Origin of the sequence: Rhodococcus sp. 05-2255-1e (assembly GCF_002259025.1) — a bacterium.
In the GTDB taxonomy this organism is placed as follows: domain Bacteria; phylum Actinomycetota; class Actinomycetes; order Mycobacteriales; family Mycobacteriaceae; genus Rhodococcoides; species Rhodococcoides fascians.
In genome coordinates, this window is record NZ_NOZE01000033.1 from 1 (window position 1) to 18,027 (window position 18,027).

General features: G+C 64.4%; 19 protein-coding genes. 12 read left to right on the top strand and 7 right to left on the bottom strand.

Annotation, left to right across the window (positions count from 1 at the left end; genetic code table 11):
• Both CH262_RS18975 and CH262_RS18980 read left to right on the top strand, forming a co-directional pair.
• Window positions 1–274 (top strand): acyl-ACP desaturase (locus CH262_RS18975; protein ID WP_179275046.1); only part of this gene is annotated, 274 nt, incomplete at its 5' end.
• Between the two features lie 62 nt (window positions 275–336).
• Window positions 337–1,041 (top strand): M50 family metallopeptidase, encoded by a 705-nt coding sequence (locus tag CH262_RS18980; RefSeq protein ID WP_032369542.1) that lies wholly within the window; start codon window positions 337–339, stop codon window positions 1,039–1,041.
• A gap of 15 nt (window positions 1,042–1,056) precedes the next feature.
• Here the strand turns inward: CH262_RS18980 and CH262_RS18985 are convergent, their stop codons facing one another.
• The gene (locus CH262_RS18985; RefSeq protein WP_179275047.1) at window positions 1,057–1,539 is read right to left on the bottom strand and encodes a YdeI/OmpD-associated family protein; all 483 of its coding nucleotides are present in this window, start codon (window positions 1,537–1,539) and stop codon (window positions 1,057–1,059) included.
• 129 nt (window positions 1,540–1,668) lie between these two features.
• On the opposite strand from CH262_RS18985, the gene CH262_RS18990 reads away from it, so the two are divergent.
• Window positions 1,669–2,640 carry an SMI1/KNR4 family protein gene (locus CH262_RS18990; RefSeq protein ID WP_094718171.1) on the top strand — a complete coding sequence of 324 codons (972 nt, stop codon included), beginning with the start codon at window positions 1,669–1,671 and terminating at the stop codon, window positions 2,638–2,640.
• Here the strand turns inward: CH262_RS18990 and CH262_RS18995 are convergent.
• Complete coding sequence (locus CH262_RS18995) at window positions 2,637–4,040, bottom strand: GntP family permease (protein WP_027495287.1); 1,404 nt, start codon at window positions 4,038–4,040, stop codon at window positions 2,637–2,639. The genes CH262_RS18990 and CH262_RS18995 overlap by 4 nt on opposite strands.
• A 116-nt stretch (window positions 4,041–4,156) precedes the next feature.
• Between CH262_RS18995 and CH262_RS19000 the strand changes: the two genes are divergently transcribed.
• The 6 genes from CH262_RS19000 (at window position 4,157) to CH262_RS19025 (ending at window position 9,155) form a co-directional block, all read left to right on the top strand.
• On the top strand, window positions 4,157–5,122 hold the full coding sequence (locus CH262_RS19000; RefSeq protein ID WP_094718411.1) for a lysophospholipid acyltransferase family protein: 966 nt from the start codon (window positions 4,157–4,159) through the stop codon (window positions 5,120–5,122).
• Between the two features lie 96 nt (window positions 5,123–5,218).
• Entirely contained in the window at window positions 5,219–6,202 is a 984-nt protein-coding gene (locus CH262_RS19005) for an ATP-binding cassette domain-containing protein (protein WP_094718172.1), read from the top strand.
• Window positions 6,199–6,954 (top strand): ABC transporter permease, encoded by a 756-nt coding sequence (locus CH262_RS19010; protein WP_094718173.1) that lies wholly within the window; start codon window positions 6,199–6,201, stop codon window positions 6,952–6,954. Before CH262_RS19005 ends, CH262_RS19010 begins: the two co-directional genes overlap by 4 nt.
• A gap of 186 nt (window positions 6,955–7,140) precedes the next feature.
• The gene (locus CH262_RS19015; RefSeq protein ID WP_094718174.1) at window positions 7,141–7,533 is read left to right on the top strand and encodes a hypothetical protein; all 393 of its coding nucleotides are present in this window, start codon (window positions 7,141–7,143) and stop codon (window positions 7,531–7,533) included.
• A 57-nt stretch (window positions 7,534–7,590) separates the two neighbouring features.
• The gene (locus CH262_RS19020; protein WP_032390279.1) at window positions 7,591–8,328 is read left to right on the top strand and encodes a lysophospholipid acyltransferase family protein; all 738 of its coding nucleotides are present in this window, start codon (window positions 7,591–7,593) and stop codon (window positions 8,326–8,328) included.
• 68 nt (window positions 8,329–8,396) lie between these two features.
• Window positions 8,397–9,155 carry an SDR family oxidoreductase gene (locus tag CH262_RS19025; RefSeq protein ID WP_032367143.1) on the top strand — a complete coding sequence of 253 codons (759 nt, stop codon included), beginning with the start codon at window positions 8,397–8,399 and terminating at the stop codon, window positions 9,153–9,155.
• A gap of 78 nt (window positions 9,156–9,233) precedes the next feature.
• Here CH262_RS19025 and CH262_RS19030 read toward each other — a convergent pair whose 3' ends face one another.
• The 4 genes from CH262_RS19030 to CH262_RS19045 all read right to left on the bottom strand — a co-directional run bounded on the left by CH262_RS19030 (window position 9,234) and on the right by CH262_RS19045 (window position 13,176).
• Window positions 9,234–10,157, bottom strand: coding sequence for a glucose 1-dehydrogenase (locus CH262_RS19030; RefSeq protein ID WP_080730209.1), 924 nt, complete (start codon window positions 10,155–10,157; stop codon window positions 9,234–9,236).
• Window positions 10,158–10,368: 211 nt separating this feature from the next.
• Complete coding sequence (locus CH262_RS19035) at window positions 10,369–11,217, bottom strand: 3-hydroxybutyryl-CoA dehydrogenase (RefSeq protein ID WP_306436795.1); 849 nt, start codon at window positions 11,215–11,217, stop codon at window positions 10,369–10,371.
• Between the two features lie 5 nt (window positions 11,218–11,222).
• The gene (locus tag CH262_RS19040) at window positions 11,223–12,380 is read right to left on the bottom strand and encodes an acyl-CoA dehydrogenase (protein WP_027495295.1); all 1,158 of its coding nucleotides are present in this window, start codon (window positions 12,378–12,380) and stop codon (window positions 11,223–11,225) included.
• Between the two features lie 148 nt (window positions 12,381–12,528).
• Window positions 12,529–13,176, bottom strand: coding sequence for a TetR family transcriptional regulator (locus CH262_RS19045; protein WP_032374763.1), 648 nt, complete (start codon window positions 13,174–13,176; stop codon window positions 12,529–12,531).
• A 115-nt stretch (window positions 13,177–13,291) separates the two neighbouring features.
• On the opposite strand from CH262_RS19045, the gene CH262_RS19050 reads away from it, so the two are divergent.
• From CH262_RS19050 to CH262_RS19060, 3 genes are all read left to right on the top strand, one after another.
• Entirely contained in the window at window positions 13,292–13,636 is a 345-nt protein-coding gene (locus CH262_RS19050; RefSeq protein ID WP_027495297.1) for an ArsR/SmtB family transcription factor, read from the top strand.
• 106 nt (window positions 13,637–13,742) lie between these two features.
• Entirely contained in the window at window positions 13,743–15,440 is a 1,698-nt protein-coding gene (locus CH262_RS19055) for a SulP family inorganic anion transporter (RefSeq protein ID WP_094718176.1), read from the top strand.
• Window positions 15,441–15,480: 40 nt separating this feature from the next.
• Entirely contained in the window at window positions 15,481–16,881 is a 1,401-nt protein-coding gene (locus CH262_RS19060) for a xylulokinase (RefSeq protein ID WP_027495299.1), read from the top strand.
• Between the two features lie 38 nt (window positions 16,882–16,919).
• Here CH262_RS19060 and CH262_RS19065 read toward each other — a convergent pair whose 3' ends face one another.
• Window positions 16,920–17,993 (bottom strand): SDR family oxidoreductase, encoded by a 1,074-nt coding sequence (locus CH262_RS19065; RefSeq protein WP_032374766.1) that lies wholly within the window; start codon window positions 17,991–17,993, stop codon window positions 16,920–16,922.
• Window positions 17,994–18,027 lie beyond the last annotated feature (34 nt).

The following is an 18,027-nucleotide window of genomic DNA, read 5'->3' on the forward strand; positions in this document are numbered from 1 at the left end:
CGGTGCCGGCATGCCGAACTTCCGCCGCAACGGTGTGTTGATGGCCAAGCACGGCATCTACGACCTGCGTCAGCACCTCGAAGACGTCGTCTGGCCCGTGCTGCGCAAGTGGCAAGTGTTCGAGCGCAACGACTTCACCGCCCGCGGTGAGAACAAGCGCGAAGAACTCGCCGCGTTCCTCGAAGACCTCGAGCGCCAGGCCACCAAGTTCGAGGAGATGCGAGATCGCTCGCTGGCCCGCGAACGCGCCAAGGCCGAAGCACGCGCGTCCTGAGGTGACCCATGTGAGCGGAACTTCGTAGTCTGCTACGAAGTTCCGCTCACATAGGGTGTGGTGTGAACGAATTCTGGGACCGCATTTCCGCGGTGAGTCCTGATCCACCCGTGTGGATCGTCCAAGTGGCTGCCCTGGCGGCGCTCGTCATCGTCGTGTTGCCGCAGACCTGGCGGATTGCACGCAACGTGGTGACCATCGCGCACGAGGGTGCGCATCTGTTCGTCGCATTGATCACCGGGCGTCAGTTGATGGGTCTTCGGCTGCATTCGGATACGTCCGGCGTCGCGATCTCCAAGGGCAAGCCCACCGGTCTCGGTGTCATCGCCATGACTTTTGCGGGCTACGTCGGGCCGTCGCTTCTCGGACTCGGAGCCGCTCTGGTACTGGGTACACAGCGAGCGTCGGCGGTGTTGTGGATCGGCATCATCTCGATTGCGTTGATGCTGTTGATGATTCGTAATATCTACGGACTGCTGTCTCTCGTCACCGTCGGTGGGCTGCTGTTCGTCGTGTCCTGGTGGGGTACCGGGGAACAGCAGGTCGCTGCGGCGTACTTCATCACGTTCTTCCTGCTGATCGCCGGTCCGCGCCCCGTTCTCGAACTGCAGAAATCCCGAAGTGCCGGACGGGCGCGGGACTCCGACGCCGATCAACTGGCTCGGCTCACTTTCCTGCCCGGCATCGTCTGGGTCGGACTGTTTCTCGTCGTCACCGTCGGCGCACTCGCACTGGGGGCCTGGAGAATCCTCGTTCCGGTGCAGTGACGACCGGCCTTGGTGTCAGCCCTCCGTCTGTTCACTTTCGGTCAACGAACTCACCAGTCGCGTGATGCGCTCTGCTCGGGTCTGCGGTCGCGCAGCATTGTCGATCGGCATCAACAACCGACGCCGGTCGCTCGCTCTCTTCCGCTCCCATACGGTCGTGCAGCTCGCATCTTCCATCGCACGCGCCAGATCCTCTGGCGCCGGAACGAGATCGGGGTCGGCCGGTTCGAATTCGCACGACACCAGATCACCGGCAGCGACGCCCAACCGACGCTGGAGACCTGCACCGACGTAGACGAACGACCCGGACAGCACAGTCGAATCTGCTTTGTTGAGACCGAGATTGAGACTCAGTCCGTCGATCGAACCGTCGATCCGACGAGTCGGCCACAGCTCCGCGGCCTCGACCAATCGAGGCGGTACACGAATGATCGTGTACGTGTTCTTGCCCCACGTCAACGGCTCGAGCACTCCGTCGAACCGAATGCGGTCACTCACGATTGCCTCGCATCGTCGATACGCCGCTGGGGGGAATTTCGCCTGAGACAGCAGCATATCGAGTGATCTCCGCGGAAAGGAAACCCGTATCGAACCCCCTCGCCGATCGAGACCCATTAGGTTCGAGTCGTGAACCTCACCGCGGTATGGACCGCGTACATGGCGACGCTTCGTGAACGTGCGCCCATCACTGCTGCGTCGATTCGGCCGCCGCGAACCGCGGGCGAGCGAGAGTCTGCGGAACGTGCGACAACGCCGTGGACCGAGGAACTACGCGAGTTCTACGAACTGCACGACGGGCAGCACGTTCCGCAGGGTGAGGATTACGTCCCGGTCGGTTCGGTGTTGCCGGACGCGAATCTTCTCTCGCTCGACGAGGTGGTCCGTCAGCACAGGAACAATCTCGCGAACCGGCACCGCATCGATTACTTGGGCGATGATTGGCCGGCCGTCGTCCGCGCTCAGGACGCAGGTGAGACGGCCGAAATGTTTCTCCCCGCCTATGTCCCGTTCGCCGAGGGCATCTTCGGACTGACCTACACCGACACACGCCCGGGTCGACGGCGCGGCTGCGTACGGATGTTCTCGGCCGAGGCGGCGGACGGGGGCGCGCCGTGGTTCGACTCCCTGACCGAGTACATCGCAGCTCTGTACCGCAGCGTCGAGTCCGGATCTCCGATATACGACGACGTAGTACCCACGTTTGTGGACGGTGTGCTCGAGTGGCGTGACCCCGAATTATCCGACGGATCGATGGCACATGCGGCGACGCTCCCGGTCATCCGAATACCTTTCGCACTCTTCGACTTTCGTCCGTCGCAATTGTCGGACGACGACGACCTGATCGATCTCGACCATGTCCGTCGTACCGTCATCGAGACCGCTCGGAGGCTGCACCCTTACTCCGTGGTGGAGGACGCACGAGCGGTGTATCGGCAGGTGCCGCGTGTGCGCGGGGCAAACATGAATTGGTGGGTGTCGATCAATGGAGCGGAGACGGTCTTCACCGCAGTTGTCACCGGAGAGGGACACGACGTCCTCGTTCTGGAGCTTCCGTCCGGGGGATGTGTACTCGAGGGCGATCAAGGAGAAGCCCGCTAGAACACCACCCACAGCAGTGATGCGACGGCGAAAATGGCAAGTCCCAGTGTCGTTTCCATGACCGTCCAGGTCTTGAGGGTGGTTTTCTCGTCCATGCCGAAGAAGCGGCTGACGAGCCAGAAGCCGGAATCGTTGACGTGGGAGAGCACGGTGGCTCCGGCGGCCAGTGCGAACACCAACAGCGCGATCTTGAAATTGCTCAGATCGAGCTCGGCGACCTGGACCGAGATCAGCCCGGCGGTGGTGGTCAAGGCGACGGTGGCCGAACCCTGCGCCACGCGTAGCGCGGTGGCGATCAGGAAGGCCTGCAACAGGATCGGCAGTCCGAGATCGGACAACGAGGCGGTCAGAGACTGGCCGATGCCACTGGCCCGAAGTACTCCGCCGAACATGCCGCCGGCACCGGTGATCAGGATGATCGAGCAGATCGGACCGAGGGCCTGGTCCATGTACTTGGCACCGTCGGCGACGGGGAATCGTCCGGGCGCGAGGATGAACAGGGCCAACAGCAAGGTGATGAGCAGCGCGATGGGCGTCTGACCGATGAGAGTCAGGGCCGCTGCCCAGGTCTCGTCTCCGGTCAGCACACCCGAGGTGGTCAGAGTGTTGACCACGGTGTTGAGCGAGATCAGTACGAGCGGTGTCAACAGAATGAACAGCACCGCACCGAACTTCGGTGCCGGGTCGCGGAGGCCGGCCATCTCTTTGTCGTGTTCTTCGGAGTTGGCTGCGCCGTCGGCGAAGAGGTCGGCAGGCGCGGTGACGAATCGTTTGCCGAGCTGGGTACCGACCAGGTAGGAGCCGACGAACCAGGAGACGACTGCGACGGGGACGCCGACGAGAAGCACCGAACCGATATCTCCGCCGAGGAGTTCCGTGGCGGCGACGGGACCGGGGTGCGGGGGAACGATGGCGTGCATCGCGGCGAACGCGCCTGCGGTCGGCAGCGCGTACAGCAGCACCGACCCGCCGAAGCGCTTGGCGACTGTGAAGATGATCGGTAGGAAGACGACGAGTCCGGCGTCGAAGAAGATGGGGAAGCCGAAGATCAGCGCGGCGACACCGAGGGCGAGCGGTGCGCGCTTGGCTCCGAATCGGTTGATCAGGGTATCGGCCAATACTTGAGCGCCACCGGTGATTTCGAGCAGTCTGCCGACCATCACACCCAGGGCGACGAGTAGAGCGACAGAACCGAGGGTGGAACTGAAGCCCGAGAGCAATGCCGACGGTACGTCTGCCAGTGGGATCCCCGCTGCGACGGCGGTGACGGCGCTGACCAGAACCAGCGAGACGAAGGCGTGCAGTTTCACCTTCATGATCAGGAACAGCAGAACTGCGACGGCTGCTGCGGCGATCAGGAGTAGGGGAGTCGTCCCGTACGCCGGTTCGATCGGATCCATCTGTGTACCTCGTTCGCTCGGCTGGAGATTCGACCATAACGGACAGCTCGATGTCCGCGCGGGGATACCGAGCACGGTCGTCGGACCTGGAGTTCGTGGTGGAGTACCGTGCGGGTATGAGTGATGGGGATCACGTAGTGGGTGGGGACAGCTCCGACAAGCCTTCGAAGGACGCTCTACGCGAGCAAGCGCAGCGCTATGCCGCAGCGGCCCGGCTGAAGATGAAGGAGCGACGCGAGAAGGCGTCGGGTGGCCTCGGGTCCGTGGTCGCCGACCGCGCAGGCGATTGGGATCTCGACGATCAGAACACCGTGGCGATGGACCGTCAGCAGAAGCTCTGGAACGGGGTCATGGATCGCTACTTCCGGATGGAGATCGACGGGTGGGAGACGATTCCCGAGTCGCCGGTTCTCGTCGTCGGAGTGCATTCGGGTGCGCCGTTCGTGTGGGACGCGTGGACGGTGGGTGCGCAGTGGTGGCGGCATTTCGGCGACAAGCGAATCCTGCACGGCACTGCGCACGACGCGCTGATGGCATTTCCGTTGATCGGCAAAGTCTTTCGGTCTATGGGAGTTTTACCGGCGGCTCCGGACTCGATGTCCACGGCGTTGGCCGAGGGCCGAGATGTGATCGTGTGGCCCGGTGGTGAGGTCGATTCGCTGCGGCCGTGGAGCAAGCGTGACGAGGCGACACTGGGTGGTCGTACCGGTTTCGTCAAGCTTGCGATCCGGATGGGTGTGCCCATCGTGCCGGTGGCGACCGTGGGCGGGGCCGACGCCATGCCGGTGCTCATTCGAGGCGACAAGCTCGCAAAAGCGCTCGGACTGGACAGGTTTGCGCGCCTGAAGGTCTTTCCCATCGCCATCTCGCTGCCGTGGATCATCGCGCCTGCCGCGCTGCCGCAGATTCCGTTGCCCGCCAAGATCCGAACCCGGTTCATGCCTCCGGTCGAGCTCGACCACGATCCGTCGCGCTGTGACGACGAGGCCTACGTCGACGCGAAATACGACGAGGTCCGCGCCAGTATTCAGGCCGGCATGGACGAGCTCGCCAGCAAGCGCAAGTTCCCGGTGTTCGGCTAGTTCGCTCGCGCCGAGCATCGCGGACCGTAGCTGACCGCGATCGTTTCTAGCGTCTCCTCTCGTACGGATTCACCGATACGACGAGGGGCGCACGAGATGATCGAAACATCGGGATTGACCAAGACTTTTCGGCAGGGCAAGAAGACCGTGGAGGCGGTGCGCGGCATCGATCTGACGATCGGTGAGGGAGAACTGGTCGCTCTCCTCGGCCCCAACGGTGCGGGCAAGTCGACCACGCTGCGAATGCTGACCACGCTGCTGGCACCGACGTCGGGTTCGGCCCGGATCGCGGGGTTCGACGTGGGCAGGGACCGGGACAGTGTCCGGCGCAGTCTCGGCTATGTGGGGCAGGGCAATGGCGCGGGACACAACCAGCGCGTGCGTGACGAACTCGTCGTGCAGGGCCTGTGCTACGGCATGACTCGTCAGCGATCACGAACTCGCGCAGACGAATTGATCGACGCACTCGAGCTCGGCGAACTGCGCTCGCGCACCGTCTCGACGCTCTCCGGCGGACAGCGTCGCCGACTCGATATTGCCCTGGGGCTGGTGCACCGACCGGCGCTGTTGTTCCTCGACGAGCCGACCACCGGAATGGACCCGCAGAGTCGGGCCAACCTGTGGGATCACATCCTCCGGCTACGACGCGAGATGGGCACGACCATCGTTCTGACCACCCACTACCTCGACGAGGCCGATTCGATGGCCGAGCGGGTCATCGTCGTCGACCACGGAACCGTCATCGCCGACGACACCGCCGCGTCGCTGAAATCGGAACTGGCAGGCGATCTGATCGTTCTCACTGTGTCCGACGCGTCGGCGCTTCTTCCGCTTCTCGACGGAATGGACGGCATCAGAGATGTCACGAGATCCGGTTCGCGCCTGAACCTGCGTGTCGGGCGCGCCGAAGTCGTTCTTCCGGAAGTGCTGCGGCGGTGCGAGTTACACGGTATCCGCGTACATACTGCGGACATGACCCGACCGACTCTCGACGACGTGTTCCTCGGACTGACCGGCCGTAGTCTTCGAGAAAGTGCCGCAGCGCTCGACAACGCGAGCGTGGCAGGAGAACTCCGATGAACGTTCTCTCCGGAAGCACTCTGGTGATGGGTCGGGAATTGCGGCCGATGGTGCGCGATCCGTTCACCGTCATCTTCAGTCTCGTCCAACCGCTGATCCTGCTCGCTCTGTTCGGCCCACTGCTCACCGATGTCCCCGGTCTCGGCGACGGAAGTGTCTGGGACTGGTTCGTGCCGGGTGTTCTCGCGATGATCACCATCTTCGGCACCTCCATGACGGGCTCGAATCTGCTGGCCGAGTTGCAGCAGGGTTCTCACGAGCGAATGTTGGTAACTCCGTTGCCGCGATCGGCGCTGCTCGTCGGGCGGGCGTTCAAGGAAATGGTGCCGCTCGCTGCGCAGGCCGTGTTGATCGTTCTGGTCGCATTGCCGCTGGGGTTGTCCGTGAATCCGATCGGTGCCGCTGTGGGAATCGTGCTGCTCGGGGTGTTCGGCGTCGGGCTCGGCGCGCTGTCCTACGCGTTGGCTTTGGCTGTGCGCGGACAGGATTGGGTGTTCTGGTCCATTCAGCAGACGTTGATGTTCCCGCTGCTGATCCTCTCGGGCACGATGTTGCCGCTGACGGCCGCCCCGGGGTGGATGCAGTTCCTGGTGAACATCAACCCGCTCGGATATCTCGTCGACGCCGAACGTGCACTGTTCGCCGGCGACTTCGTGAGTTCGACGGTGACGGCAGGTGTCGCTGCAGCCGCAGCCACCGCGGCGGTCGGGTTGATCGTCGGGATCCGGGCAATGGGTTCCTCGCGGGTGTGAGGCAGGCTCGAACCGTTCGCGGTGCTCACAGCGCTGCACAACCGAGTACACAGGCGCAGACTGGCGGTCGTCCAGGCAGGGTTCACGAGGAGTGCAACGCCGATGAACAGTCGATCGACTTTGGGATGCGCGGTAATTCTCTTCGCTCTCGTGGGGTGTTCGTCCACTGAAGAGAGCCCGTCCACCATGGCTGAGCCGACGGCCGCAGAATCCGTGGAGTCGGTGGAAGTGGATTCGGGTGGGTCGGACTTCTGCACGCTGTACGCCACACAGGTGGCGCAGGGTCTGACCAACCTGCGGGAGTTAGAGGCCGGTGGTATCGAAACGGCCGAATCCATTGCCGAAGAACTCGCTGCGAAGGCCCCGGTGACCCAGTCGGAGCTGCAAGCCGTCGCCTCACCGGAACCGTTGGCGTGGCTGCAGGCCATGGAAGTGGCCGACGCCAAGGGTGCGGCCGGCGACTTCGACGCGATGAATGGAGTGTTCGAGAACCTCACCCTTCTCACAGACTGGTCGATCGCGAACTGCGGCCCCGAGTACGCGCCGATCTTCACCGAATACAAGGCGATCATCGGGTAGGCGGTACGAATGAGGCCTCGGCCTCGGCGGCACAGCTCGAACCATTAGGCTCGGCTCATGGAGCGGCCTGCGGTAATTCTCGAGAACGACGAGACGGTGTACGACTTCTATCTGCGTCATCAGCAGAATCGTCAGGTCGCGAGGCTGGCGTACGCCGCCCTCGCCCGACGCTTCCGCCCGCGGGTGTCGTACTCCGACGGTGCCCGGGAGGAGCTGCGGCGTCTGGTGTACGACAACACGCGTCTGCTCATCGCGGTCAATCACCTCACCGAGAGTGATCCGTACACCCTCGCAGCGGCGGCCTGGGCGTCGCCGCTGCGTCCGGTGATCGGGCGCACCAGAGTGCTCGCGAAGGACGAATTGTTCCAGGACCCCAAGCAGCGCAAGCGAATCGACATGATGGGCGGCATTCCCGTCTTTCGCGGCAAGAATCACGGGATGCGGGCAGTCAGCGCGGCAGGCAACCGCATGATGGACATCAGTGCCGAAAGAATGAAGCGCGGCGACGACCTCGCGGTGTTCCCGGAAGGCACCTGCAACCTCGAGGACCCGACGACGGTGCAACACGTCGGCAGCGGAATCGGCCACATCGCGATGCGGGCCCGCAAACTCGGCGTCGAACCGACGTTGATCTGCATCGGACTGAGTTACGGCCCCGGCTCGGCGAAAGTCAAGCAGGCGAGCGTCTACTTCGATACGCCCATCACCGATCTGCCCCAGAAACCGATCGACATCACCCGCGTGGTGGCAGAGGGAATGCAGAAAGCACTCGACGGAGCGGTGGCTGCGTACTGACTGCGCCGCCGGGGTTGGTAGAAACAGATGACAGGTAATTCGATTCGGCGTTGTGTCAGGAGATATTCGTGAGTGATCAGATCAAGACGGCCATCGTCACCGGTAGTGCCCGGGGCATCGGTGCAGCAGTGGCCAAGCGACTGGCCAAGGACGGTTTCGGCGTCGCGGTGGTCGACCTCGACGAGGCCGCGTGCAGCGACACCGTCGGCGCGATCGAGGCCGCAGGTGGGCAGGCCGTGGCCATCGGCGCAAACGTGGCCGACGAGGAGTCGGTGCAGACTGCAGTCGACCGCATCGCGAGCGAGTTCGGTGCACCGACCGTACTGATCAACAACGCAGGCATCACCCGCGACAACCTGCTGTTCAAGATGACGGTGCAGGACTGGGATTCCGTGCTCGGTGTGCACCTGCGCGGCTCGTTCCTGATGACGCGTGCAGTGCAGAAGCACATGATCGACGCCAAGTGGGGTCGCATCGTCAACCTGTCGAGCACCTCGGCCCTCGGCAACCGCGGTCAGGCTAACTACTCCGCGGCCAAGGCCGGCATGCAGGGATTCACCAAGACTCTCGCCATCGAGCTCGGCAAGTTCGGCGTCACCGCCAACGCCATCGCCCCCGGATTCATCGAAACCGAGATGACGGCAGCCACCGCCGAGCGAGTCGGAATGTCGTTCGACGACTTCAAAGCTGCTGCGGCGTCGCAGATTCCGGTCAACCGCGTCGGACATCCCGACGACATCGCCCACCTGGCGTCGTTCTTCGTCAGCGAGGGTGCCGGCTTCATCTCGGGTCAGGTCGTCTACGCAGCCGGTGGCCCGAAGGACTGACGTCTCCCGAACGCGTGAATGGACCATTCACGAGCCCGGACGGGTGTGAATGGTCCATTCACGCAGAGCGCACAGCGACTACGGCGTCGGCATTCCGCCGTTGACGTTGAGGGTGTCTCCGGTGACGTATCCCGATTCCGCTGAGGACAGGTACACGTACGCGCCCGCGATCTCGGCCGGCTGACCTGCCCGGCCCAGTGGGGTTTCCTTCCCGAATTCCGGCAGTGCCGACGTCGGCTGCCCGCCCGCGGCCTGCAGCGGAGTCCAGAACGGACCGGGCGCAACGACATTGACCCGAATCCCCTTCGGTGCCAACTGCTGCGCGAGAGCCTTGCTGATGGTGTTGATGGCCATCTTCGTCGTCGCGTAATCCACCAGACCGGGCGAGGGTGTGTACGCCTGGATGGAGCTGGTGTTCACGATCGTCGAGCCGGCAGGCATGTGCGGCACCGCTTCCTGAATGATCCAGAACAGTGCGTACACATTGGTTTTGAAGGTCTGGTCGAACTGCTCCGACGTGAGATCCGCCAGATCCTCGACGAACTGTTGCTTGCCTGCCACGTTGACCAACAGGTCCAGGCCGCCGAGCTCGTCGACGGCGGTGTGCACGAGGGCGCGGGCAGCTTTCTCGTCGGTGAGGTCTGCCGGTGCCAGGACGGCGGTGCGACCGGCGTCGCGAACCAGCTGGGCGACGTCCTGCGCGTCCTTCTCCTCCGACGGCAGGTAGTTGAGAACTACGTCGGCACCCTCGCGGGCAATGGCGATGGCGGCCGCACGGCCGATGCCGGAGTCGGCACCGGTGATCAGGGCCTTACGGCCGGTCAGCCGTCCGGACCCGCGGTACGTCTGCTCGCCGTGGTCGGCCAGGGGTTGTAGATCGGCAGCGAGACCGGGCGGATCCTGGTGCTGCTCAGGGAATCCGTCCTGGCGGTACTGCGTGACGGGATTGGTAAAGGTGTACTGATCACTCACGATGGGGTCGTCTCCGAACCTGGTATTCATTGCGTGGGGAACCTGCTGCTCGATTCCGTCTTCACGCCGAATGCCCAGAGTCGCCCGCAAACAAACTGAGTCGGGTCTCTCCCTGGTCCACGCCACCCCCAAGTTCACACCATCCCCACCAACGGATGAATGCGGCATTCAGCTACTCGGAGTAGCTGAATGCCGCATTGATCCAGAAGGGGGGGGCGTGCCGGAAAAGCAAGGCCGTGGGCTAGGAGTACGTGTAGAAACCCTTGCCGCTCTTGCGACCCAGCATTCCCGCGTCCACCATGCGCTGCAGCAGCGGGGGCGGAGCGTAATGCGGCTCACGGAATTCGGCGTACAACGATTCTGCGACCGCGAGGGTGACGTCGAGGCCGACGGTGTCGGTCAGACGCAACGGTCCCATGGGGTGGGCGCAACCGTTGACCATGCCGTCGTCGATGTCCTCGGCGCTGGCGAAGCCGGATTCGAGCATACGGATGGCCGAGACCATGTAGGGGATGAGCAATGCGTTGACGATGAATCCCGCACGGTCGCCCGCACGAATCGTCTTCTTGCCCAGTGTGTTCGCCGCGTAATCGGTGACGGCGTCGACGGTCTCTTCGCTGGTGAGGAGGCTGACGACGATTTCGACCAACGGCAGTACCGGCACCGGGTTGAAGAAGTGCACTCCGACGACCTGGCCGGGTCGCTTGGTCGCGTTGGCCATCTTGATGACGGGGATCGACGAGGTGTTCGTCGCCAGGATTCCTTCGGGCTTGACGATGGAATCGAGCTTGCCGAACAGATCCAGCTTCAGTGATTCGATCTCCGGTGCCGCCTCGATCACGAGATCGCGATCGGCGAAATCGTTGATGTCGAGCGTCAACGAGATTGCGGCGCGGGCTTTCTCGGCCGCATCGGCTTCGATGCGGCCGGACTTGACGGCCCGTGTGAACGACTTGTCCAGGCGTGCTTCGGCGGCGTCGGCGGTGCCCTGGCTGGTTTCCAGGATCAGCACCGAGCTACCGGAGCGGGCGCACATTTCGGCAATACCGGCACCCATGGTGCCGCCGCCGACGACGCCTACGAGTTCGATGTTGCTCATTTGAGCAGCGCCCGCGACATGACGACACGCTGAATCTGGTTGGTGCCCTCGTAGATCTGCGTGATCTTGGCGTCGCGCATCATGCGCTCGACGGGGAAGTCGGTGGTGTAGCCGGCACCGCCGAAGAGCTGGACGGCGTCGGTGGTGACCTCCATCGCGACATCGGAGGCGAAGCACTTCGCTGCGGCAGAGATGAATCCGAGGTTCTTCTCGCCGCGCTCGGCGCGTGCTGCGGAGCTGTAAACCATCAGGCGGGCAGCTTCGACCTTCATTGCCATGTCGGCGAGCATGAACTGCACGGCCTGGAAGCTCGAGATCGACGTGCCGAACTGCTTGCGGTCCTTGGTGTATGCGATGGCTGCATCGAGAGCGCCCTGAGCGAGGCCGACGGCCTGTGCGCCGATGGTGGGCCGGGTGTGGTCGAGGGTTTCGAGCGCGGTCTTGAACCCGGTACCGGGCTCACCGATGATGCGGTCTCCGGGGATCTTGCAGTTCTCGAAGTAGAGCTCGGCGGTGGGCGAACCCTTGATGCCGAGCTTCTTCTCCTTGGGGCCGACGACGAATCCTTCGTCGTCCTTGTGCACGATGAACGAGCTGATGCCGTTGGCACCCTTGTCGGGATCGGTGACGGCCATGACGGTGTACCAGTCGGACTTGCCGCCGTTGGTGATCCAACACTTGGAGCCGTTGAGGATCCAGTCGTCCCCGTCGGCCTTCGCGCGGGTCCGCATGCTGGCGGCGTCGGAGCCGGCTTCGCGTTCGGACAGTGCGTACGACGCCATCGCGCCGCCTGCGAGCGAGGGCAGGACCTGCTTCTTGAGCTCCTCGGAGCCCTTGAGGATGAGGCCCATCGTGCCGAGCTTGTTGACGGCGGGAATCAGTGAGGATGAGCCGCAGACGCGGGCGACCTCTTCGATGACGATGCAGGCGGCAACCGAGTCGGCACCCTGACCGTCGTACTCCTCGGGAACGTGGACGGCGTTGAAGCCGGACGCGTTGAGGGCATCGAGCGCCTCCTGCGGGAAGCGCGAGTCCTCGTCGACCTCCTTGGCGTACGGGGCGATCTCCTTCTCCGACAGGGCCCGGATCGCTGCGCGCAGCTCCTCGTGTTCCTCGGGTGACTGGTAGAGATCGAAGTCGGGATTTCCGGCCATGTCGGCCACGCTCCTCGCGATGTCGGGGGTACAGCACTGCCCAGAAAGGGCACTCAGTGCCAAGCTTCACCTCAGTGTACGACCGGACCGGCCCCGATTCAAGGGTGGGGCTCGCCAAGACGGCACTGAGTGCCATCTTGGGTGGGTGTCACTCCGGAAGGTGGCGGGCCAACGCGTCGGCGACGGTGTTCACGGACGTGCCCCGCGGGAATGTCGCGACCACGACGTCTCCCGAGGATTGGGCGCGGACCTGCGCCAACGCTGCGCGCAGGTCGGTGACGGACGTCGGTAGGCCGTCGCGGATCATCCGTCGTAGAAAGTAGTTGTGGGTGGCGGTCACCGAGGCGGAGAACTGCAGGATCTCCAGATGAGGGTGGTCGGGCAGCGCCCGCTGCAGGTATTCGACGAAGAGACGGTCGTAGCGGAACACGGTGACGATCTCGCGATCGCGCAGGGCGGGAATTCGATGCACCACCTGATATCGCAGCCGCGACATCTCTTTCCAGTCCGAGAATCGCTCGTACACCAGCTGCGCGGCATCGCAGACGGCCTGCCATGGGTCGCCGGTGTCGGCCGCGAGCAGAGCGCCGACCTGCTCGAGCAGGATCTCGTGATCGGCGAAGACGACGTCTTCCTTGGCGCGGAACTGCCGGAAGAACGTCCGACGCGAGATTCCGGCCGCCACCGCGATGTCGTCGACCGTCGTCGAGTCGTAGCCCTTGACCGAGAACAGATCCAGGGCCGCGGTGGCCACGGTCAGCCTGAAGTCGGTGGATTCCTCGGGTTCTCCGCGCATGCCAGTGAAGGTAGCGGAGTTTCGGCAGGGGCACTGAGGTCGTCCTTCTCGGTGGCTGATTGCTAGTGTTCGCAAGTAGCCTGCTGCGCAGTGCTCGGCGAAGCGGAAGGACGTCATGGCCACGGATTCGAGTCGACCGCTGTACAGAATGAAGGCCGACTTCTTCAAGACGTTGGCTCATCCCGCGCGCATTCGAGTGCTGGAACTGTTGAGCGAACGCGAACACGCAGTGTCCGAGATGCTGCCCGAGGTGGGCATCGAGCCGGCGAATCTGTCGCAGCAGCTGTCGATTCTGCGTCGCGCGGGTCTCATCGAGGGCACTCGGGAGGGATTGTCGGTGTCGTACACGCTGACGTCTCCGAAAGTGGCGGACCTCCTCGTGGTGGCCCGGGAGATATTGACCGGCGTGGTGGCCAACCAGGTGGAACTGCTGGACGGCGAGTCCGGATCGCGCACCTGAGCCGATGTTCGAGGGAGGTGTGCAGCATCTCTCCGCATCTGATTCATTACTTGCTAAACTTAGCAATCAACTGGATCAAGAACGATGAACTTTCAGGAAGCGTCGCATGTCCGAACCGACGAAACGCACCCGCACGAACGACGCCCTGAGGGCGGTATCCGCCCTTCTACCCAGATGGAGCGAGTGGAAGCCCGCGCTGCGCGCACCCGGTTCGGATCTTCTCGCCGGCCTCATCGTGGCGCTGGTGGCGCTGCCCCTCGCGCTCGGATTCGGAGTCAGCACCGGGCTGGGTGCAGCGGCGGGACTGACCACCGCCATCATCGCGGGAGTCGTGGCCGCGGTATTCGGTGGCTCACGGTTTCAGGTATCGGGTCCGACCGGTGCGATGACGGTGGTGCTGGTCCCGATCGTCGCCGAGTACGGGCCGACGGGAGTGCTCGCGGTCGGGCTGCTGGCCGGGATCATTCTGTTGGTGCTCGCGGTAGCAGGAATCGGCCGAGCTGTGCGGTACATGCCCGCGCCCGTCATCGAAGGATTCACCGCGGGCATCGCCGTTGTCATTGCACTGCAACAGGTTCCGTCGGCGCTGGGTATCACGGACGCGAAAGGTGACAAGGTCTGGCAGTCCGCGTTCGATGCTGTCCGTTCGTTCGTCGCGCATGCAAGCATTCTCACCCCCGCTGTGGCGATCGCCGTCGCGATCGTCATGCTCGTCGGCGGCCGCCTGGCACCGAAGATCCCGTTCTCGTTGGTCGCGGTTGCTGCCGCTACCGTGGCCACCCAGCTGTTCGATCTGGACATCGCCCGCATCGGCACCATTCCGTCGTCGTTGTCCGCCCCGAGCCTGGGCTTTTTCCACCTGGGTGACGTGACGGCGTTGCTGGCCCCGGCGTGTGCCGTCGCCGCTCTGGCTGCCCTGGAATCGCTGTTGTCCGCCACGGCCGCGGACTCGATGGGCGTCGGCGCTCGCCACAACCCCGACCGGGAGTTGTTCGGACAGGGCCTTGCGAACATCGCCGCACCCCTGTTCGGGGGCATCCCCGCCACAGGTGCCATCGCCCGGACTGCGGTCAACGTTCGATCCGGTGCCCGCACCAGGCTCGCGGCCCTCACCCACGCGGTGATCCTCGCCGCCATCATGTACTCCGCGGCCGGGTTGGTCGCCGATATCCCGCTTGCAGCCCTGGCTGGAGTGCTGCTCGCAACCACGGTGCGGATGGTCGAGACCGCGTCCATCCGGGCGATCACCCGCGCCGGCCGCGGGGACACCGTGGTGATGGCGGCGACCTTCCTCGTCACGGTGGTCTTCGATCTCGTGACGGCGGTGGCGGTCGGCGTCGGGTTCGCTGCCGTCCTGGCTCTCCGGGCCGTTGCGCGATCGGCCACGGTCGAGCAGGTCCCGTTGAACACACTCGATGCGGTCTCGAAGGGAGAAGGAGACCTGCTGCGGGAACACATCGTCGCGTACCGCATCGACGGTGCGCTGTTTTTCGGTGCCGCGCACAGCTTCCTGCTCGAACTCGCCGACGTCTCGGACGTGAAGGTGGTGATCCTCCGTATGTCCCGAGTCACCACGATCGACGCCACCGGCGCCATCGTTCTCAAGGACACCATCACCGAACTCGAACACCGACACATCACCGTCCTGATCTCCGGTGCCAAGCCGGAGCACCTGCGTCCCCTCGCAGCCCTGGGGGTGTTCACCACCAAGGACGACGACGCTCGACACGTCTTCGACACCACCCCGCAGGCCATCGCCTGTGCACGCACGCTGGTGACCGAGGCGACCACGCCCCGCGGGTAGGGTCGTAGGTCACACTTGCGTACGAAAGGACCAGCTCATCGTGGCTCTCGTTGCCGGAATCGACTCTTCCACCCAATCGTGCAAGGTTTTCGTTCGCGATGCCGACACCGGGGAGTTGGTGCGTCACGGCCGTGCCGGTCATCCCGACGGCACCGAGATCGACCCGCAGCGGTGGAAGGAAGCACTCGACGAGGCCGTCGACGCCGCCGGCGGGCTGGACGATGTCGCTGCGGTGTCGGTCGGCGCGCAACAACACGGCATGGTCTGCCTCGACGACAACGGATCCGTGGTCCGTAAAGCATTGCTGTGGAACGACACTCGATCGGCCCAGGCGGCAGAGGATCTGATCGCGGAGCTCGGCGAGAAGACCGGTGGCGACGGCGGTCAGGCCTGGGCCGACGCGGTCGGCGTGGTTCCGTTGGCCTCGATCACCGTCGCCAAGCTGCGGTGGCTCGCCGACAACGAGCCCGACAACGCCGATCGCACTGCGGCGGTGTGCCTTCCGCACGATTGGATCGGCTGGCAGCTCGGTGGCGCGTCGGGGCTCGACGCCTTGGCCACCGATCGCGGCGATGCGAGCGGCACCGGATACTTCTCGGCGGCCACGAACGAGTATCGAACGGATCTGTTGCAGTTGGGCTTTCGTGGCCGCAACCCACTGCTGCCCCGCGTGGCTGCGCCGAATGAGGCGATAGGCCACACTGCCGCCGGGGCGCTGATCGGCCCGGGTACCGGAGACAATGCCGCGGCGGCGCTTGCCCTCGACGCACAGCCCGGTGATGTGGTGGTCTCGATAGGCACGTCCGGCGTCGTCTCGGCGGTGACCACCGCAGCCGCGGCCGACGGTTCGGGCCTGGTCGCCGGATTCGCCGACGCCACCGGGCGTCAGCTGCCGTTGGTGTGCACGCTCAACGCGGCGCGTGTCCTCGATGCGACGGCGCGAATGCTGGGCGTCGATCACGACGAGTTGTCGCGGTTGGCTCTGTCGACGACGAGCGACGGTGTGGTGATGGTGCCGTACTTCGAGGGCGAGCGGACGCCCAATCTCCCCGACGCGTCCGGTGCGATTCATGGACTACGACTGAACAATTCGACTCCGGGCCACCTGGCTCGCGCTGCCGTCGAAGGACTGCTGTGCGGACTGGCCGACGGTATCGACTACCTGCGTGCACAGGGAGTGGACGTGCAGCGAGTACTGCTCATCGGCGGCGGTGCCAAGTCCGCGGCGCTCCGAGCCTTGGCCCCGGCAATTCTCGGGGTGCCGGTGGCCGTACCCGAGCCCGGTGAATACGTCGCCGACGGGGCAGCGCGCCAGGCAGCATGGACTTTGGCCGGGACCAGTGAGCCGCCGACCTGGGCGCAGGCCACCTCGAAGACATACGAGGCAGACCCCACGCCGGCGGTGCGAGAGCGCTACGCGCATGTGAGTGGAAACTCGTAGCAGGGGTCGAGTTTCCACTCACATGCGGCGCAGCCGCGCTAAGGAATCAGGCGTGCATCTCGGTAACGCTGAATCACCGAGGCGATGGCATCGGGCGTGGAGCGGAAGCCCAGGAAGCCGGCCTTCTTGGACTTGTTCATGTCTGTCAGGCATTCCATGTCGCGGCCGAGGTCACCGTCGGTGTGCCACCACGACGCCAGGCGGGAGACATCGCTCTCCACCAGATCGTGCTTCTCGGCGATGCGCTTCCACGCGGCGGCCGCATCGGACATGCGGGGTTCGAGGGGACGCGGCTCGGTGTCGAAGCCCTCGGGCTCGACGCCGAAGTGCTCGGCGAACTGCGGCCACAGCCAGCGCCAGCGAAAGACGTCACCGTTGGCGATGTTGAACGCCTCGTTGCGCGCGTTGTCGTCGGTTGCGGCCCAGACCATCTGCTCGGCGAGCAGGTCGGCGTCGGTGAGGTCGGTCAAGCCGTTCCACTGGGTTTCGGAGCCGGGGAAGACGAACTTCTCGCCCAGTTCCTTACAGATCGACGCGTAGACGGACAGCGTCAGCATCATGTTCATCGCGTTGCCCACGGCAAAACCGGAGACGGTGTGAGCGCGGTGCACACTCCATCCGAACCCGTATTTGTCTGCGCCGGCGAACAGTTCGTCTTCCTGCGCGTAGTAGAAGTTCGGGGTGTCGAGGCGGTCCTCGGTTTCGTGGAACGGCGTCTCGGCCATCACGGCCTCACCGTATGCATCGAACGGGCCGAGGTAGTGCTTGAGTCCGGTCATCAGCGCGACGTGCTTCACCGAATCGAGGGGGCCGAGAACATCGAGCACATTGCGTAGGGTCGCCGAGTTGACCTCGATGTTCTCCTGCTCGGAGTCCTTCTTCATCCACGCGGTGAAGAACACGACCTCGGGGCGGACGTCCTTCAGCGCGTCTTCGAGGGACTTCGGGTCGAGCAGATCCGCCGCGACCGGCACAACGCAGTCGACGGGGGTATTGCCGCTCCGACTCAGTCCGTAGGTGGTCCAGCCTGCATCGAGTGCTGCGCGGCACAGCGCCTGCCCGGAAATGCCGGTGGCACCGACGATCAACGCGCGCGTTGTGTTCGTAGTCATCGGATCCGGTTACCCACTGGAGCCGATGCAACAC

Coding starts and splice junctions, on each gene's coding strand:
- CH262_RS18995 (WP_027495287.1), bottom strand. CDS start 4,040: ATGGATCCGATCGAACCGGCGTACGGGACGACTCCCCTACTCCTGATC.
- CH262_RS19000 (WP_094718411.1), top strand. CDS start 4,157: ATGAGTGATGGGGATCACGTAGTGGGTGGGGACAGCTCCGACAAGCCT.
- CH262_RS19005 (WP_094718172.1), top strand. CDS start 5,219: ATGATCGAAACATCGGGATTGACCAAGACTTTTCGGCAGGGCAAGAAG.
- CH262_RS19010 (WP_094718173.1), top strand. CDS start 6,199: ATGAACGTTCTCTCCGGAAGCACTCTGGTGATGGGTCGGGAATTGCGG.
- CH262_RS19015 (WP_094718174.1), top strand. CDS start 7,141: ATGGCTGAGCCGACGGCCGCAGAATCCGTGGAGTCGGTGGAAGTGGAT.
- CH262_RS19020 (WP_032390279.1), top strand. CDS start 7,591: ATGGAGCGGCCTGCGGTAATTCTCGAGAACGACGAGACGGTGTACGAC.
- CH262_RS19030 (WP_080730209.1), bottom strand. CDS start 10,157: ATGAATACCAGGTTCGGAGACGACCCCATCGTGAGTGATCAGTACACC.
- CH262_RS19040 (WP_027495295.1), bottom strand. CDS start 12,380: ATGGCCGGAAATCCCGACTTCGATCTCTACCAGTCACCCGAGGAACAC.
- CH262_RS19045 (WP_032374763.1), bottom strand. CDS start 13,176: ATGCGCGGAGAACCCGAGGAATCCACCGACTTCAGGCTGACCGTGGCC.
- CH262_RS19050 (WP_027495297.1), top strand. CDS start 13,292: ATGGCCACGGATTCGAGTCGACCGCTGTACAGAATGAAGGCCGACTTC.
- CH262_RS19055 (WP_094718176.1), top strand. CDS start 13,743: ATGTCCGAACCGACGAAACGCACCCGCACGAACGACGCCCTGAGGGCG.
- CH262_RS19065 (WP_032374766.1), bottom strand. CDS start 17,993: ATGACTACGAACACAACGCGCGCGTTGATCGTCGGTGCCACCGGCATT.